Below are 13,905 nucleotides of genomic sequence, written 5' to 3'. Positions count from 1 at the left end.
GAATCTGGGAAAGATAGCGGCTGTCGCCGCCATCTTCGCAAATTTCACAGCTGGCACATCTGCGCGCTGAACTTTTCAGTTGCCATTCCTCCCCGCCAGGCGCTCTGATTTTCGGCTGCCATTTACACACCCGGAACAACTCTTGCCCGAATTGGAGAATCAAGCAGGCGACCACTTTGCCAGCGAGAGTGCAGGTGCGTGTTACCTCAATACGATCTGGGCCAAATGTACTTTAGATCAATAGCCTAATCGATCCGTCGATCGCGGATCGATGACCGTCTCGCCGCTATTCCATACGCCTTGAATGCTCTGCATACGATATTCGCGGCTAGCATCGTAGTAAACTTTTTGAACGTCTACACAGTTCACCATCACTCCAGGTCTATCCGTCTCAAGCCGTTGTTCAATTAAGCCATCGGGGGTGATAAACAAACTGGCCCAACTGTGTTTTACACAAGAATTGTTTATCGAAATAAACATCCCGTTAGTAGCGGCGCGCGCTTGAGCAGTGGGAGGCATGATCTTCGGATGTATTTTACCCGGCTTCTGGCGCGCATTGTGGAAAGAGTGAAACATGAGTTGCACGCCTTGGCTGCAGTACTGACGATAAAGCTCAGGAAACCGAATGTCGTAACATATGAGTAATCCGCAACGCACGCCGTGGATGTCGAAGGTTACAAAATGATCGCCTGGTGAATAGTGGCGAAGATCTCCATTTGTGCAAAATCGTTTGTCGTAACGGTCGATAATATTGCCTTGATCATTGATGACGTAGAGAGAGTTGTGAGGCTTGTGTCCCTCGCTCAGCCGATGCGCGCTGCCCAACACAATCCACAACTCTAATTCCTTGGCCAAAGCGAGAATTGACTCGAATTCGACGGAGTGCAGATTCCAGTCGTAGTCCTTCATATCGGGTCGATCGACACCGGCATAGCCCGATAAGGCCGTTTCCGAAAAGTGGGCAATGTCGGCCTCTTGCTCAGATGCTTGTCGCATCTGTTTGCGTATCCACTTCGCGTTTTCCGAGATGTCACTCGATACTGGGAACTGACATGTCGCAACATTCAATTGACCGGATTCACCGACGCTTGAAACTTCTGTTCTTGCCTCCCCCCAGAGCTTTCCAGGCGACCATAAGCAACCAAACAACACAAGTTGCATGGCTAGCAAGTTAATCTGGTATTGCTGACTTTGCATCAAAGTCCCTTTCTGGAATTACAAACTTGAATTGGCGATCAAGCCATTGGAATGTTTTGTCTTGCATTTCCAGGTTGAAAACATGCGGCACATCCCATAGCCGAGTCTCCAGAAGTTCCTCATGTCGTTGCGAACTCCACACAGAATGTAGCTTTCTATAAGCTTTCTCGACACTTGGTACAGGAAATAGGGAGTCTTGCAGGCCATTGTAGAACAGCATCGGTTTGGGACAGGCCAAGCTAGCGATATCCGGATAGTCTAACAGGTTCAGCAATCCAGGATGCAACATCGTGTATGCAGAGTGGCCCTTCGTCTGATTGTTGCCTGGCTGCATGAGCCCTTTGACGGTTGCCATCCAGCAAATCGCAGCACCAGCGGCGATGTGATCCGACATTGCCGCCACCTGCCAAGCACGAAAGGAACCCATCGAGAGCCCGAGGGAAGCAACTCTGTCTGAATCGACCTCTGGTAGTGAGGCAAGAAATTCGGCGGCGCGCAAATCCTCATGCGCGATCAAACCCGCTAGCGACATGCCCATGTGCATCAAGTTGCTGCTGAGCGCTTGCTGCCCTTCAAATCCTCCACCTCCCCGATCAGACCAATTCAGTGCATCAGTGGCCAGGCAAACATAACCCCGCTTGGCGAGTTCATCTCCCAGATATCGCCCGCCATAGTATTTTTCAACCCATTGCTCAGCAACACGCTGCTTCTCAGCAGAAATATCCCAAGCGTGAACAAGCTTTTCCTTGCCGATCCGGAATTCGGCACCATGATCATGCAGCATCAAAACTGCGGGAAAAGGCCCTTTTCCGTCAGGGATCAGCAAATAGGCGAGGACACGACTTTCGCCGCTCAGATTTAATTCGATTTTTTGTGACGTGTAACCATCTTGTTTCTGACTATCCAGCACTTTGGGATTAAAGTCAACAACTGACGGGGGGGTAAGAAACGCCTCGCGAACTTGGCGTCTCGCTTTTGTTTTCCATTCATCAAAGGTAGTGTTCGTGGCGTGTTCCCATGCGGAGGGGAATTCCAAAGAACTTTTCAAGTCCTGAGAGAAGACTGGTAGTAGTTTATCAACTCCCTTTGTCTGGGTCTCAGTAGGGCTTGCCTTACCATTTGCCGGGAAATTGAACTTGGTAGTCGCGGCAAGTAATTGACCCAAGGGGGTCTCCTCTCGGGGCTGTTCAAGCAATCGAACAACAGAGCGATGTGCAAGATAATATCTCAGGACTTTGGGGAAGTAGACTAGTGCTTCGGGTGGTGCAGATCCAAGTCGCAGATTGCCTTCTCGATAGTCACGCTTCGAATCGCGATCACCGGGAAATTGATAAAGATCGTATATCTCTTTGGGATGGCCAATGAATCCGGTAGCCGTTTCCCAGCCCACGAGATTGTTTGCTATCGTGCCAGTTGCTTCCAGTATCCAGACACGCTGCCTCAAAACACGCTCGATGGCGTCAAGATACTTTTCTTGAGGGCCAAGCAGTTTACAAGTTTCGACAAGTTGATTGGCATGTTCCATTGCCTGTCCCAGCATAGTTCTGGATGATGCAGGATGTGGGTATCTCCATCCTCCCAGGGGGTCCTGGCTTTCGATTAAGAAGTCGGCCATTGCTCTTGCCATTTCTTGAAGGCCGGGTTCGTCGGGAAAATACTTCGCTAGTTGCGGACAGCCAGCCAACCCATAGCCAATGATATAGGGTTTAGCGTATCCAATATTGAAACCACGATCATCTCCGTCAATGAAAGGTGGGTCTTCTGCAAGCTGCTTACCACCTTGGTCGAATAGATAGTCCGGCGAAAGCAATGGTCGCAATTCGCGAAACAATCGCAATCCATGGTCGAGAAATCGCTGCTCACCGGTCAATTCATAGAGTTTGACGAAATCTGCCACGTCGCCAATATTACGACATTCCCCATCGTTTGAATGAACATGTTCAACTGCGTAAGCAACTTGGGATTCGAGTGCCTCTGACATGCGAGGATCACCTGTGAGTTCGTAGGCCATCTGAAATGCAGCATAACCTTTTGTACAAAAGGTCGTTGATTTATCCCCCCGCCACATGAAGGTGGTATCATCCTCCGGAGTTGGATCGTTGTTTGCCCGGATGTTGTTGTATCGGGTGCCACCGAAATCCTTGGGCCCCCACCAGATTGAAAGATCATGGAAATTGTCGCACCAAGCCAGGCCAATTTCCAAGAATTGGCGGTCTCCTGTTCGCATTGCCTCGAAGATAATACCAGGGGCATGATTCAAACGATTCATGCCAAAGATGCCACCGTGTGACGTGGAATCAGAAAATGTGGTTACGTTCCCCCAGTCATGGCCCACTGCTGCCATGCGAACAGTAGCCTGACGATGAAACTCAAGTGCCTTGGAAAGCAACAAATGTTGGTCGACCGTAATGGGCAAACCAGATCCGTAACTTGCATTCCAATCGATCGGCTTGATTGATACTTTATGAGCCGACTGTAACGTGGCGGTTACTGGAGCAACTCCGACTGGAGAAATCACCATTTCTGCTCGCCTCCAGGAATACTCCTGCATCGGCACACGTTCACTGGGAGTGGAACGCAAATAGCGGTACGCTGTGGAACCAGAGTCCAGTTGACGAGTGAAGACGCCACCGCTCTGTTTGTAGGGAGCTGCTGGATGTGCGATGCGAATTCGCCCCGGGTCGATCATGTCCTCAAACTTGCCGCCTGCAGCAAACGAGTGGCTCAACTGCCATTCTCGGTCGCTGCGCGTGACAAATGGTGAGATTTCAGATTTTTCGCTGGGTTTTTCCAAGGGGGTGATTTCCCATCCGAAGCGTGGCGCCCAGTTGCTACTCGCGTCCAAACGCTGCAGATGAGCAACGGCGATCACTTGCCCCAAATGGTCCGTTCTAAATTCAACAATCCGATGCCACTTGCCTATCTCTTGCTTCCATCGCTGCCAAATGAAATAAGGGGATTGTTCAACAGTTTCACTTATCCAGCCCGAACTGGGTTCGGAATCAGGCCAAATTGGCACAGCCCGAAAGGAGCTCCCTGTCGAGTAGGCAATCTCCCACCAACCTTCGCCATGGAAGGTCAACTCAACTTCTTGCTTAGGAAGTGAGATTCGCGAGTCCTTACTCTTATGGAGTCGAAATACTGTTGGCGAGGGCTGGAGAAAGTTATAGGGAAAGGTGACCATAGCTTGCCGAACGGTCTTCTCACCCGTGGAATCAATGTGGAATCCAAGGGGCCTGACTGCCACAGGGGTCTGCTCGGAACCGTCCTCAGCGAAAACCTGCTCAGTCTGTGACAATATCCCTGAGCGAAAAGGGATCGATGCTCGCACCAATTGTCGACCAGAAGCGGCAGGAGTCACAGAAAACTCCATTAATTGCGATTCATTCTCGGTCCTTTGCTCTCCCTCAGTTTTGGCTACCAATGTACTTAGTGCAAGCAATAGTGCGAACAATTGCGACGAGTGAAAAACAGCTTTTGTGAACATCGATGTGAATTTCTTCAACGGCGTATGGCTGCTCTAGTGAAAACTAAGTCAACAGTCTGCACCTATAATGAAGTGTTTGCAAGTTCGAGGTAGTGCCCATTTAATGGTGGAAAAGGATTTCTGAATGCGCTTATAAAGATTGCCGATTTTGTGAACCGCCATTGTACTGTGAATTACATTCCATAAGATTTTGTTTGAGAGTATAAAAACAATAAGCCACAATGGCTTATTATCGGGAATTCAACCATATCTTTATCTCTTTTATTCGTAGAGTAAGATCAAACTGTGGAGTAACGAGATGGACAAAGTTCTCTTAGTCATCGGGGATGGCGCCGAAGTAATTGACACGATGGTTCCGTTGTACCGACTTGGCGAAGACTATCTGGTCGTTAAAGCTGCTCCCGAAGTGCGCACTTACCATCTCGTGCAACATCACCACGACTCGGGTTGGGACGTCACGATCGAAACGCCCGGCTACAAGCTGGATTCAGATATCGCATTCCGTGACGTTGATCCGAAGGACTATCTCGCGCTGGTGCTGCCTGGAGGCCGTGCTCCAGAATTCTTGCGTTACGATGAAGACCTACTGCGAATCACGCGGCACTTTTTCAAGCATGCCAAGCCGGTGGCCTCGATCTGTCATGGCATTGAGATTTTAGCGGCTGCGGACGTCATTCGCGGTCGGCAAGTGACCACGATCCCCCGCTGTCGTTTGGATGCCGAGTTCTCTGGTGCGACTTATGTCGCGGAGCCGCTCGTCGTAGATGGCAATTTGTACTGCTGTCGATACAAGCGAGAATGCTCTGGCTGGATGAAAGCCTTTACTACGGAGTTAGCTCGGCGAACGACAGTTGTCAGCGCTAGGTGATCAACCAGACGAATCCCCCGATCAATGCGGCAACAGCGACCCAGCCTGCAAGAAAGCCAGCGATCGAAGTTCCCGAGGGGACGGGGATTTCCAACCCGAATGCCGTGCAGATCATACTGCGTTCTGCGGGGCTAATACCTTTGGGCAAAGTGCAGGGCTTGTCGATTATCTCGCCTTCTGTCACTGGAGTGCGCGTGAGATTGTAAAAGAGATCGAGCTTTTCCTGGGGTACTTGTGGAGTCACAAGACTGACGACCACACCCACCACGATGGCAGCAACCGTATAGAACAACACCACCCATGGTTCATAGATTTCTGGCGGACCGTCGCCGACTTGCCAGACGAAATTGAGTTTGTCGGCCAGCGGCGCCGAAGCAGCAAACCTCACAAACCAATCTTGCGTTGTTGCCCACCACACCCCAAAGCCAGTGAGAGTAGCCGCCCAGGCGCCAGCTACCGTCGCCCGCCGCCAGAGTAGACCCATCCAGAAAGTGATTCCCATCATGGGGGCAATCTTAAACCAGATGTTGAGCGACTCAATGACGGGAGACTTCCCTTGACTACTGGCCGACTCACGGATGTACCACACGAAGAGCAATGCTCCGACCACTACCAGCAAAGAAGTGATCCGTCCAACAAAGAGATATTCACTCTCGGGTCGGTTCGGCTTGAGTGGCTTATAGATATTCTCTGTTAGCAATCCTGCTGAAGAGATCATGAAAGCATCGCACGAACTCATTACCGATGCCAACAGAGAAGCGATAAAGAGGCCCAGCAAGCCAGGCATTACTGAGGGCAGGAATGCACGGGCGACGTCGCCATAGACATGGTCTCCTTTGATAGTCGAAAGATCGACTCCGCGCTGAATGTACCAGGCGACGGCTGCCAGGGCTGTCACACTCCAAGCCATTGTGCAAAAACGTTTGACAATATTGCCAACCATGAATCCTACGCGACCATCCATCTCGGTGCGTCCCGAGGCACAGACTCCCATGATAAAAGGTTGTGCGACGATACCAACGAGAGCCTGAATGGAGTACATCACAACAAAGAAGACACCAATCTCGCCGGGTACCGAGAGACTCAGCATTTCCGGATTCTTAATTGTTTCGCGGACGCCTTCGAGCCCTCCGACATTCTGCAAAACGAAGGGGAGCAGCAACACGGAAAAGATGATCGTCAGAATACCTTGAAAAAAATCGGTAACGATCGCCGCTCCTAAACCTCCCGCAGTGCCATAAAGGACGAACATCACCGTGATCATCCCAATCGCCCAATTGGCCGAGATCGCCCCTGCTGTGGTAGAGTAAACCAAGGCGCCTGCCCCTACGAGCATCAGGCCAATCTTGACTGCCAAACCCAAAATGCCCACCAGGGCAAACAGCATCGCGACGCTCCGGTCATAGCGGAGTGTATAAACGTCGGCAGTCGTAACCGCACGCAGCCGCCGCATGATGGGAGCAATGATCCAATAAAACGGCGTGGCTGGGAGCCAAATCCACTGCCACCAAATGCCGGACAATCCGCGGCGAAAGGTCGCGGATGCCACAACTACCGCCTGGTCAGAAGCAGTGCCGGTCCCAAATGCGTTTGTGATCATCATCGCCTTACCAAAGCGGCGGGGCATGAAAAAATCGCTTGAAGTTTTAACTTTGCGGGCAGTCCAGACGCCGAGGGCAGTGATGCCCACGAGGTAGAGAATCACTACTGCAATATCGATAGGATGCAACCCGATCATGAAATACCTTGAGAAAAGAGTTCGATATAAAGAATGGCTTGCTCATTAGCTAAATGACCGGCTGAGCTAATCCGCTACCTCGACATAGTTGTCGTATTCTTCGGCCAAGTTAGGAGACTCTCCATCAGGCGAGGCGTGGACGAATACACCATAGCGGAGACGGAACTGCTCCCCTGGTTTGACCTCAACTTGGCTCTTATCTCCCTTACCAAAGGCCTCGCGCCCAAAGGGGTTCGCTTCGAGAAGCCCATAATCGCGAGCATGAAACCAACTGGGCCGGAAGTTATCGGGATGACAAAACAGGGTCATTCCCACTTGCTGGCCATCCAGTGTGCCGCTGTAGTCGCACCAATCGGCAGTGTTGCCCCAGATTTCGTCACCGTTGACGCGACCCTCCGAGTCGACCATCTTCCCATTGCCAGCTGGCATCTCTCCCACAGCGTCTTTTTCGACGCGGATCGGCGTAGCCACGCGGAAACCGATGCCCATTTCTTCTTGATCGCCGAAGTAAAATTCCTTATCTGAGGAGAACGTGCTATCCCAAAGTAGAAGGTAACCACCGGGTCGCGGGATCACGGTGTAGCTGGTCTTCTCATCGCATACAGCCTCGCTGGGGTCTTCCTGGTTCATGTAGCGATTTTTTACAGTGAATGAATTCTTTTCTGGATCCGTCTTTAAAGCGACGTGTTTTACCGGGGCAGCATTTCGCCAGTAGTCGTTGCCGCTAATGTCGCCAAACGACATCCACAGCCCTGGGTGAAAAGTCGGATGATCTGCGCGATCCTTACCTGCGACGGGGGGATAGTTTCGCGAGATCTGTGGTGATTCGGTGGTCCGCAGGTGGGCAAAATAGGGCCGCGAAATATCCTCGTCTTCGTAGACATAATCCGCGACTGGTTCACCGTCAATCTTAACAACAATCACACCATCTTTGCTCGTGTCAAATTCGACGTTCCCCTCACTGGCCTGAGTGATCGAACAATTGCCTGCAATAGACAGGAACACAGAAAAGCAAATTGACAACAGGCTTCTCACAGTCATAGTTTATCAAGCTCCTTTTGGTTTAGCCCAATGGCCACCGTCACGATACGGGCGTGACAACAGTGAATTGGCTGAATCGTCATTTGTAATTTGTTCGGATGTAGAATCGACTTCCAAAGAGCGGCCTGTTCGCACGGCAATATTTGCCAAGTGTATCAGAGCCACGCTACGAAAGCCCTCTAGGATATCAGCGTTTGGGCGGCGGTCATTTTGAATTGCATCAACAAAGTCATTAAAATGTACCCTTGGGTCGCCTTTTTCAGCTCGCTTCTCTTCAATGACTCGATTTTGATCGTCATAAATGAACATCTTGCCTCGCTTGCTCAAAAACATTTTCCCGGAGGAGCCAAAATACTCCACTCCACTATCGCAATTGAGAGGGTAGTTCTTCGACCAAAGCAGCATTTCGAACACAAGTTGACGAGGTGTCGCCCCATCCTTTCCAGCATATTCGAATACACAAGTAGCTGTGTCGGGGAACTGTTGCGCGTCGTCGTAAAAATACTTGCCTCCCAGGGCAACTACCTTGGATGGCAATGCGTCGATTCCCAATCCCCAGCGGGCGTAGTCAATCTCGTGGGCACCATCGTTGCCGATGTCGCCCGTGCCGAAGTTATACCACCAGTGCCAATCGCTATGGAAGCGGTTTGTTTGAAAAGGAACCATCTCGGCGGGGCCTACCCAGAGATCGTAGTCAACTTCCGGTGGGGCAGAAGTCGGTTCGGCAAAACCGATGTTGTCGCGATGCTGAATATTCCACGCCTTGGCTACCAGCACGTCGCCGATCACTCCCTCATGGAGTCTTTGGATTGCTTCGATCGTAAATGGCGTACTCCGCTGCTGGGTGCCGTGTTGCACAACTACATTGTTATCCCGAGCCGCCTTGAGGAGCAATTGGGCTTCGCGGAAGTTGTGGCTACACGGTTTTTCGACGTAGACATGTTTGCCCGCTTCACAAGCCAAAATCGCTGCGGGAGCATGCCAATGGTCGGGTGCGGCGATGACGACGGCGTCGATAGTCGGATCGTCAAGGATGCGGCGTAGGTCGGTGACCGCATGTTTCGAATCGACACCTGATGCTTCGGCGGCTATCGCGAGTCGGCGCTGGTCGGGATCGCACACATAGTCGGCACCCTCAAAGAACCAACGGCCTCGCTGCCCGCAACCAATAAGTCCCCAACGGACTCGATCGTTGGCACCAGCTGCATCCAACCGAGGAGCCAACCCTGCTACGGCAGCACCGATTCCCACTTTTTTAAGAAATGACCTGCGAGTTGAATTTGGCATGATTGCTCCTTTGAGATTAGCCGGAGAAGTAGGCAGGAATTCGATATCAAGGAATCTACCCTCTGGAAACGGTGGCTACATCTGCCTGAGCGAAAATTCTTGGGGAGTATCAGCTAACTTGTCAATTCCACTTGACGAACCGCTTCTTCAATAGCGCGGATGATGATCGAGTTGTCCCGATCTCCCAGGCCGAGCGATTCGGCCTGTTCCAATAGTTGCAGATGCAAATTCGACATAGGTAGTATAATCCCAGCTCGTTCAGATTCAGAGAGCATTAGTCGCACGTCTTTGGTATGCTGTGAAAGCTTGGCCTGAGTTGAGAAATCACTATCGACCATCTTTTGACCTTTCACGTCCATTACGATGGAATAGGCATTGCCGTCCTTTAGTACATCCAATGCATTTTGCTTCGGCACCCCGATGGCTTCCGCAAAAAGTAAGCCCTCGGCCAGAGCCACTCGATTGAGGCCCAGCACGAGGTTGTTTACCAATTTCATTTTGGCGGCACTACCCCACGAGCCCACGTAGTGAGACTTGGCGGCCAAGCAGTCATAGAGGTCGCAGCAGTCGTGGTACGATTGCTCAGGACCTGCGACGATAGCCAGGGCCTCTCCCTGGCGGGTTTGCTCGCTTGAGGCAGCAATAGGTGATTCAAGGTAATGAATGTCGCGTTTCGCCAGCCGGTGGCCGAGAGCAGAAGTCTGGCTGGGGTCACCGGTGGTTGTGTCAATCAGTATCTGACCGGCACGGAGCCCTGAGTCCATTTGCTCGAGAACGGCATCGACAATATCAGAGGTATAAAGGCTGATGACCACTCGAGAACACTCGGTGAAGGGGTTATCAGACCATTCGGCCCCCAATTCGATTAGTGGGATCGCTTTTTCCTGGGTGCGGTTGTAGACAAACACGGGGTAACCCGCAGCTAGCAGTCGTTCACACAGGGCAGTGCCCAGCAGGCCAAGACCTATTACTCCCACGGGCTGTAGGTTTGAGCTACTACGTGAATTGATGGTACGAAGCGAATCGGAATTTCGAGTCATGATCGTTTTCACATGGTGTTAGACGATTGAGAAGCGTAGTAATGAAGTCTACAGTCTAATGCAAAACTCCAACCGTATCAGCAGTCTATGATCAACTTTCCCCAGAACGTCTGAGAATGCCAAGGGCGGACTGCCGTTTCCTAAAATGCCAATTCCGTTCGTGCGGGATTATCCAAGCTAGAATACGATTTCCAGTTTTTTTTCTTGCAATCCTACACGAATCGCTACAACATAGAGATTAGCGGAGCTACGTGACTCGAGTTGCCAAGGCTACGACATATGAGACTCTTCGTTTATTCTCTATCACCACTGTTCTTTTCTTGTGAGGTTTATACGAGAGAACCGTTTGTTGTTTCCAATCCCACTCGGGTGTGAAGCAAGTTATTGTTTTGTGACTAACCCTTTTCAAACTTTGGAGGAATGACTAATGACGAAGAAATTTTGGTTTGTACTCAGTGCTGCAGTATTGCTTGTTGCCCCTATTGCCCAGGCAACAACAAGCATTTCTTATTTCCAGCAGATCGATCCTGCTGTGGCCACGCATATCGATGCAACCGATTACAGTGCCGCAGGTTTGAACATTGGCCAAGATGGCTACCTGTTCTTTAATTTCGGAGCGACAACTCCGAATACGAACAGTCCAGTCGGTCAAGATGCTGCCAATACGTTGCCATCTTGGCTTTCAGTCGACTTCGATCCGAACAGTCCTGATTACTCTTTCGGAGACGATCTTGGGGCTGAAGCATTTTCTGAAGGGGGCAATACCCCCTGGAATTTTCTCACGCTACCCGACGGTACCAACGGACTCTCTGGTGCATTGGTTGATCCCCAGGCTGCTAATAACTCCAATAATGCAATTAAGAACATTGGTGTAGTGGGCAATCCTCCTCCGGCTTTTTGGTTGCATGTGGTCGCTGACAATACCAACGGCCAATACAGCTCAATGAATCGGATACGTGCTCGTGAAGATGTTAGTGGATTGGATGTCAATTTGCGAAACCTCACGTTCAACGGTATAGCGGACGTATATTCATACTATTACGAAGGCGTTGCCGTTGGGGATATTCTTAAGTTGCAACTCAATTCGGGTGTTGCTGGTGTCAATGCTTCCATCGGTGGCATTATGGTCGATGCTGTACCTGAGCCATCGAGCATTGCCTTGCTTGGCTTGGCACTTGGTTTCGGTCTCCTGCGCCGTAGGTAGTTCACCATTTTTCCTTTTTAGCAAACAGACGCCTCGACCGACTCATTTGGTCGAGGCGTTCTTATTTGCGCGATCAGCAAAGGTTGCTATTCCGAAAAAGCAAACCCAATGTAAAGGCTTCGGAGTTCCGGCAATCGCTCCTCTCATCTTCAGCAATCGGTCTGAGATGCCCTGGGAAAACTTGACTGACAAAGGCCAAATGGTTAGCTTATAGATAGGGCTTGGAAGCCCACTTTTCCTAAGAAGTAAGAATAGCGGGTCCGGGGAAAGCAGACCTCAAGCTTCGCTTAACCCGCTGTTAAGACTTTTCTTTTAAAAACATGTTGGGAGGTTTTGCCGTGGCCAGACACACAAAGCGCGCGTTTACGTTGGTCGAACTGTTGGTGGTAATCGCCATCATTGGCGTCTTGGTAGCTCTCTTATTGCCGGCGATCCAAGCAGCCCGTGAAGCGGCCCGGCGAACCCAATGCACCAATCATTTGAAGAATATCGGGTTGGCGATCCAAAATCACCATGATACCTACAAGCGGATTCCCAATTCGCGACGGAAGTTCGACTACATCACCTGGGCCGCAGAACTCTGGCCCTTTTTGGAAGCAGGCAACATCGCCACGACATGGAATCGCCATGAGACGTACTATGGACAGACAGAAGCAGCAAGAACTGCTCAGGTACCCGTTTATTTTTGTCCTTCCCGGCGTGCTCCTCCTCAACTGAGTGTCGTTGGCGACAATGACGCAGGTAGTGCCAGTGGTGCGAATTTCCCCGGTGCATTGGCAGATTTCGCATGTAACACAGGCGATGATTCCCCAAACGCTTCATTTAATGACAATACATACACATACATCTCTGGTAACCAACCTCCCAAAGAACCGACAGGACCCTTCCGATTTTCAGGGCATGGCGATGACGATGACGGCAATGGTGATGTCACGCCAGGGATTGATGATTTGAGTGCACTCCCACTGCAATATAAAGTTACCTTTTCACAAATCGAGGATGGCCTTTCAAATACCGCCTTTGTAGGTGAGAAGCATGTCCCGACGGATGGTCCTAATGGCACTTGGTTTGGGCACATCTCGGCAAAGGATAACTCAATCTACAACCCTGACTCTTGGAGTACCGTTGGGCGTAAAGGTGGGTTTACGCGACCAATCGCAACTCCTGAAAAGGGTTCATCAGGAGGACAGGAATTGACAGACTGGAACAAGAATTTTGGTAGTTGGCATCCTGGAATCTGTCAGTTCGTTTTTGGTGACGGGGCTGTTCACTCGCTCAATATTGATATCGATGGCTATATGCTGGGTCAGATTTGCAATAAGGCTGATGGGAAGACCGTAGACTTGGATGGCAAAGGAATTCCATTTCCTGTGACGCAATATTGAAAGTTCGATTGGTTTATTGCTCTCATAAGAGTCTAATCTATCGGTTTGCACTGTTTGATATTTGGAGAACGCTTAGCTTGTCAAAGTGCCACTATTCGACAACCGTCTGTTTAGGCTTAATTTTCCTGCTCTTGGGTTGTGGCAAGTCAACGTTGGCGACCTATCCGGTGAGCGGAGAGGTCGTCCTCGAAGATGGTTCAACACTGAGGAACGGAGGCAAGGTCGTCTTTCAACAGCTTGATTCAGATTCGCCGCTAACGGCCACTGGGTATTTTGGAGAAGATGGCAAGTATAGTCTCACTACCTTTGATAAAGATGATGGTGCCCCTGCGGGAGAATATGTTGTGATGGTCGTTCCCACAATACCTGATGATACAGATGGATTATCAGCACGCGAACGCCGTGAAGTTAGAAATCCCATCGATAGTAAGTTTAAGAATTCTAAGAGTTCGGGTTTGCATTTCACGGTTTCTCCTGACACATCACCACATGAATTTCGTATTGAAGTGACTCGTCCACGAATTCGACGCTAATACGTATCGAAGATTTCACGGCGTTGTTTTACCGAAGAAATGTGAATTGATAGAGCAATACTAATTACCTCAGAGGCGACATTTGAAATGAATCGGCAACAATCAATATATTCTATCGTAATTTC

The 13,905-nt window shown here is 50.4% G+C and carries 10 protein-coding genes; 4 read left to right on the top strand and 6 right to left on the bottom strand.

The window, feature by feature from the left end; genetic code table 11:
• Nucleotides 1–237 precede the first annotated feature (237 nt).
• Together Pr1d_RS02315 and Pr1d_RS25950 are read right to left on the bottom strand one after the other, a co-directional pair.
• Nucleotides 238–1,197, bottom strand: coding sequence for a carbon-nitrogen hydrolase family protein (locus Pr1d_RS02315; RefSeq protein ID WP_210417862.1), 960 nt, complete (start codon nt 1,195–1,197; stop codon nt 238–240).
• Nucleotides 1,172–4,684, bottom strand: coding sequence for a dienelactone hydrolase family protein (locus Pr1d_RS25950; protein ID WP_210417861.1), 3,513 nt, complete (start codon nt 4,682–4,684; stop codon nt 1,172–1,174). Before Pr1d_RS25950 ends, Pr1d_RS02315 begins: the two co-directional genes overlap by 26 nt.
• Before the next feature lie 298 nt (nt 4,685–4,982).
• On the opposite strand from Pr1d_RS25950, the gene Pr1d_RS02305 reads away from it, so the two are divergent.
• Entirely contained in the window at nt 4,983–5,552 is a 570-nt protein-coding gene (locus Pr1d_RS02305) for a DJ-1/PfpI family protein (protein ID WP_148072013.1), read from the top strand.
• On the opposite strand, the gene Pr1d_RS02300 is transcribed toward Pr1d_RS02305, so the two are convergent.
• The 4 genes from Pr1d_RS02300 to Pr1d_RS02285 form a co-directional block, all read right to left on the bottom strand.
• A complete protein-coding gene (locus Pr1d_RS02300) occupies nt 5,545–7,290 on the bottom strand; it encodes a sodium:solute symporter family protein (RefSeq protein WP_148072012.1) in 1,746 nt (581 codons plus the stop codon). The two genes, Pr1d_RS02305 and Pr1d_RS02300, sit on opposite strands and share 8 nt — an antisense overlap.
• A 66-nt stretch (nt 7,291–7,356) precedes the next feature.
• Nucleotides 7,357–8,331, bottom strand: a complete 975-nt coding sequence (locus tag Pr1d_RS02295; protein WP_148072011.1) for a DUF6807 family protein — start codon at nt 8,329–8,331, stop codon at nt 7,357–7,359.
• A gap of 6 nt (nt 8,332–8,337) precedes the next feature.
• A complete protein-coding gene (locus Pr1d_RS02290; RefSeq protein WP_148072010.1) occupies nt 8,338–9,618 on the bottom strand; it encodes a Gfo/Idh/MocA family protein in 1,281 nt (426 codons plus the stop codon).
• Nucleotides 9,619–9,731: 113 nt separating this feature from the next.
• The gene (locus tag Pr1d_RS02285) at nt 9,732–10,658 is read right to left on the bottom strand and encodes an NAD(P)-dependent oxidoreductase (RefSeq protein WP_148072009.1); all 927 of its coding nucleotides are present in this window, start codon (nt 10,656–10,658) and stop codon (nt 9,732–9,734) included.
• 427 nt (nt 10,659–11,085) lie between these two features.
• Here Pr1d_RS02285 and Pr1d_RS02280 point away from each other — a divergent pair, with 427 nt between their 5' ends.
• The 3 genes from Pr1d_RS02280 (at nt 11,086) to Pr1d_RS02270 (ending at nt 13,780) form a co-directional block, all read left to right on the top strand.
• Complete coding sequence (locus Pr1d_RS02280; RefSeq protein ID WP_148072008.1) at nt 11,086–11,862, top strand: PEP-CTERM sorting domain-containing protein; 777 nt, start codon at nt 11,086–11,088, stop codon at nt 11,860–11,862.
• A gap of 338 nt (nt 11,863–12,200) precedes the next feature.
• Nucleotides 12,201–13,247, top strand: coding sequence for a DUF1559 domain-containing protein (locus Pr1d_RS02275; RefSeq protein ID WP_168205015.1), 1,047 nt, complete (start codon nt 12,201–12,203; stop codon nt 13,245–13,247).
• Nucleotides 13,248–13,324: 77 nt separating this feature from the next.
• A complete protein-coding gene (locus tag Pr1d_RS02270) occupies nt 13,325–13,780 on the top strand; it encodes a hypothetical protein (RefSeq protein ID WP_148072006.1) in 456 nt (151 codons plus the stop codon).
• Nucleotides 13,781–13,905: the final 125 nt, after the last annotated feature.

This window comes from Bythopirellula goksoeyrii (assembly GCF_008065115.1).
Taxonomy (GTDB): domain Bacteria; phylum Planctomycetota; class Planctomycetia; order Pirellulales; family Lacipirellulaceae; genus Bythopirellula; species Bythopirellula goksoeyrii.
Note: the sequence above shows the minus strand (reverse complement) of the source record. Positions and strands in the feature narration are given on the sequence as shown.

Bases quoted from the DNA above. Each gene is read 5' to 3' on its own strand.
- Pr1d_RS02315 (WP_210417862.1), bottom strand. From the start codon at position 1,197: ATGCAAAGTCAGCAATACCAGATTAACTTGCTAGCCATGCAACTTGTG.
- Pr1d_RS25950 (WP_210417861.1), bottom strand. From the start codon at position 4,684: ATGTTCACAAAAGCTGTTTTTCACTCGTCGCAATTGTTCGCACTATTG.
- Pr1d_RS02305 (WP_148072013.1), top strand. From the start codon at position 4,983: ATGGACAAAGTTCTCTTAGTCATCGGGGATGGCGCCGAAGTAATTGAC.
- Pr1d_RS02300 (WP_148072012.1), bottom strand. From the start codon at position 7,290: ATGATCGGGTTGCATCCTATCGATATTGCAGTAGTGATTCTCTACCTC.
- Pr1d_RS02295 (WP_148072011.1), bottom strand. From the start codon at position 8,331: ATGACTGTGAGAAGCCTGTTGTCAATTTGCTTTTCTGTGTTCCTGTCT.
- Pr1d_RS02290 (WP_148072010.1), bottom strand. From the start codon at position 9,618: ATGCCAAATTCAACTCGCAGGTCATTTCTTAAAAAAGTGGGAATCGGT.
- Pr1d_RS02285 (WP_148072009.1), bottom strand. From the start codon at position 10,658: ATGACTCGAAATTCCGATTCGCTTCGTACCATCAATTCACGTAGTAGC.
- Pr1d_RS02280 (WP_148072008.1), top strand. From the start codon at position 11,086: ATGACGAAGAAATTTTGGTTTGTACTCAGTGCTGCAGTATTGCTTGTT.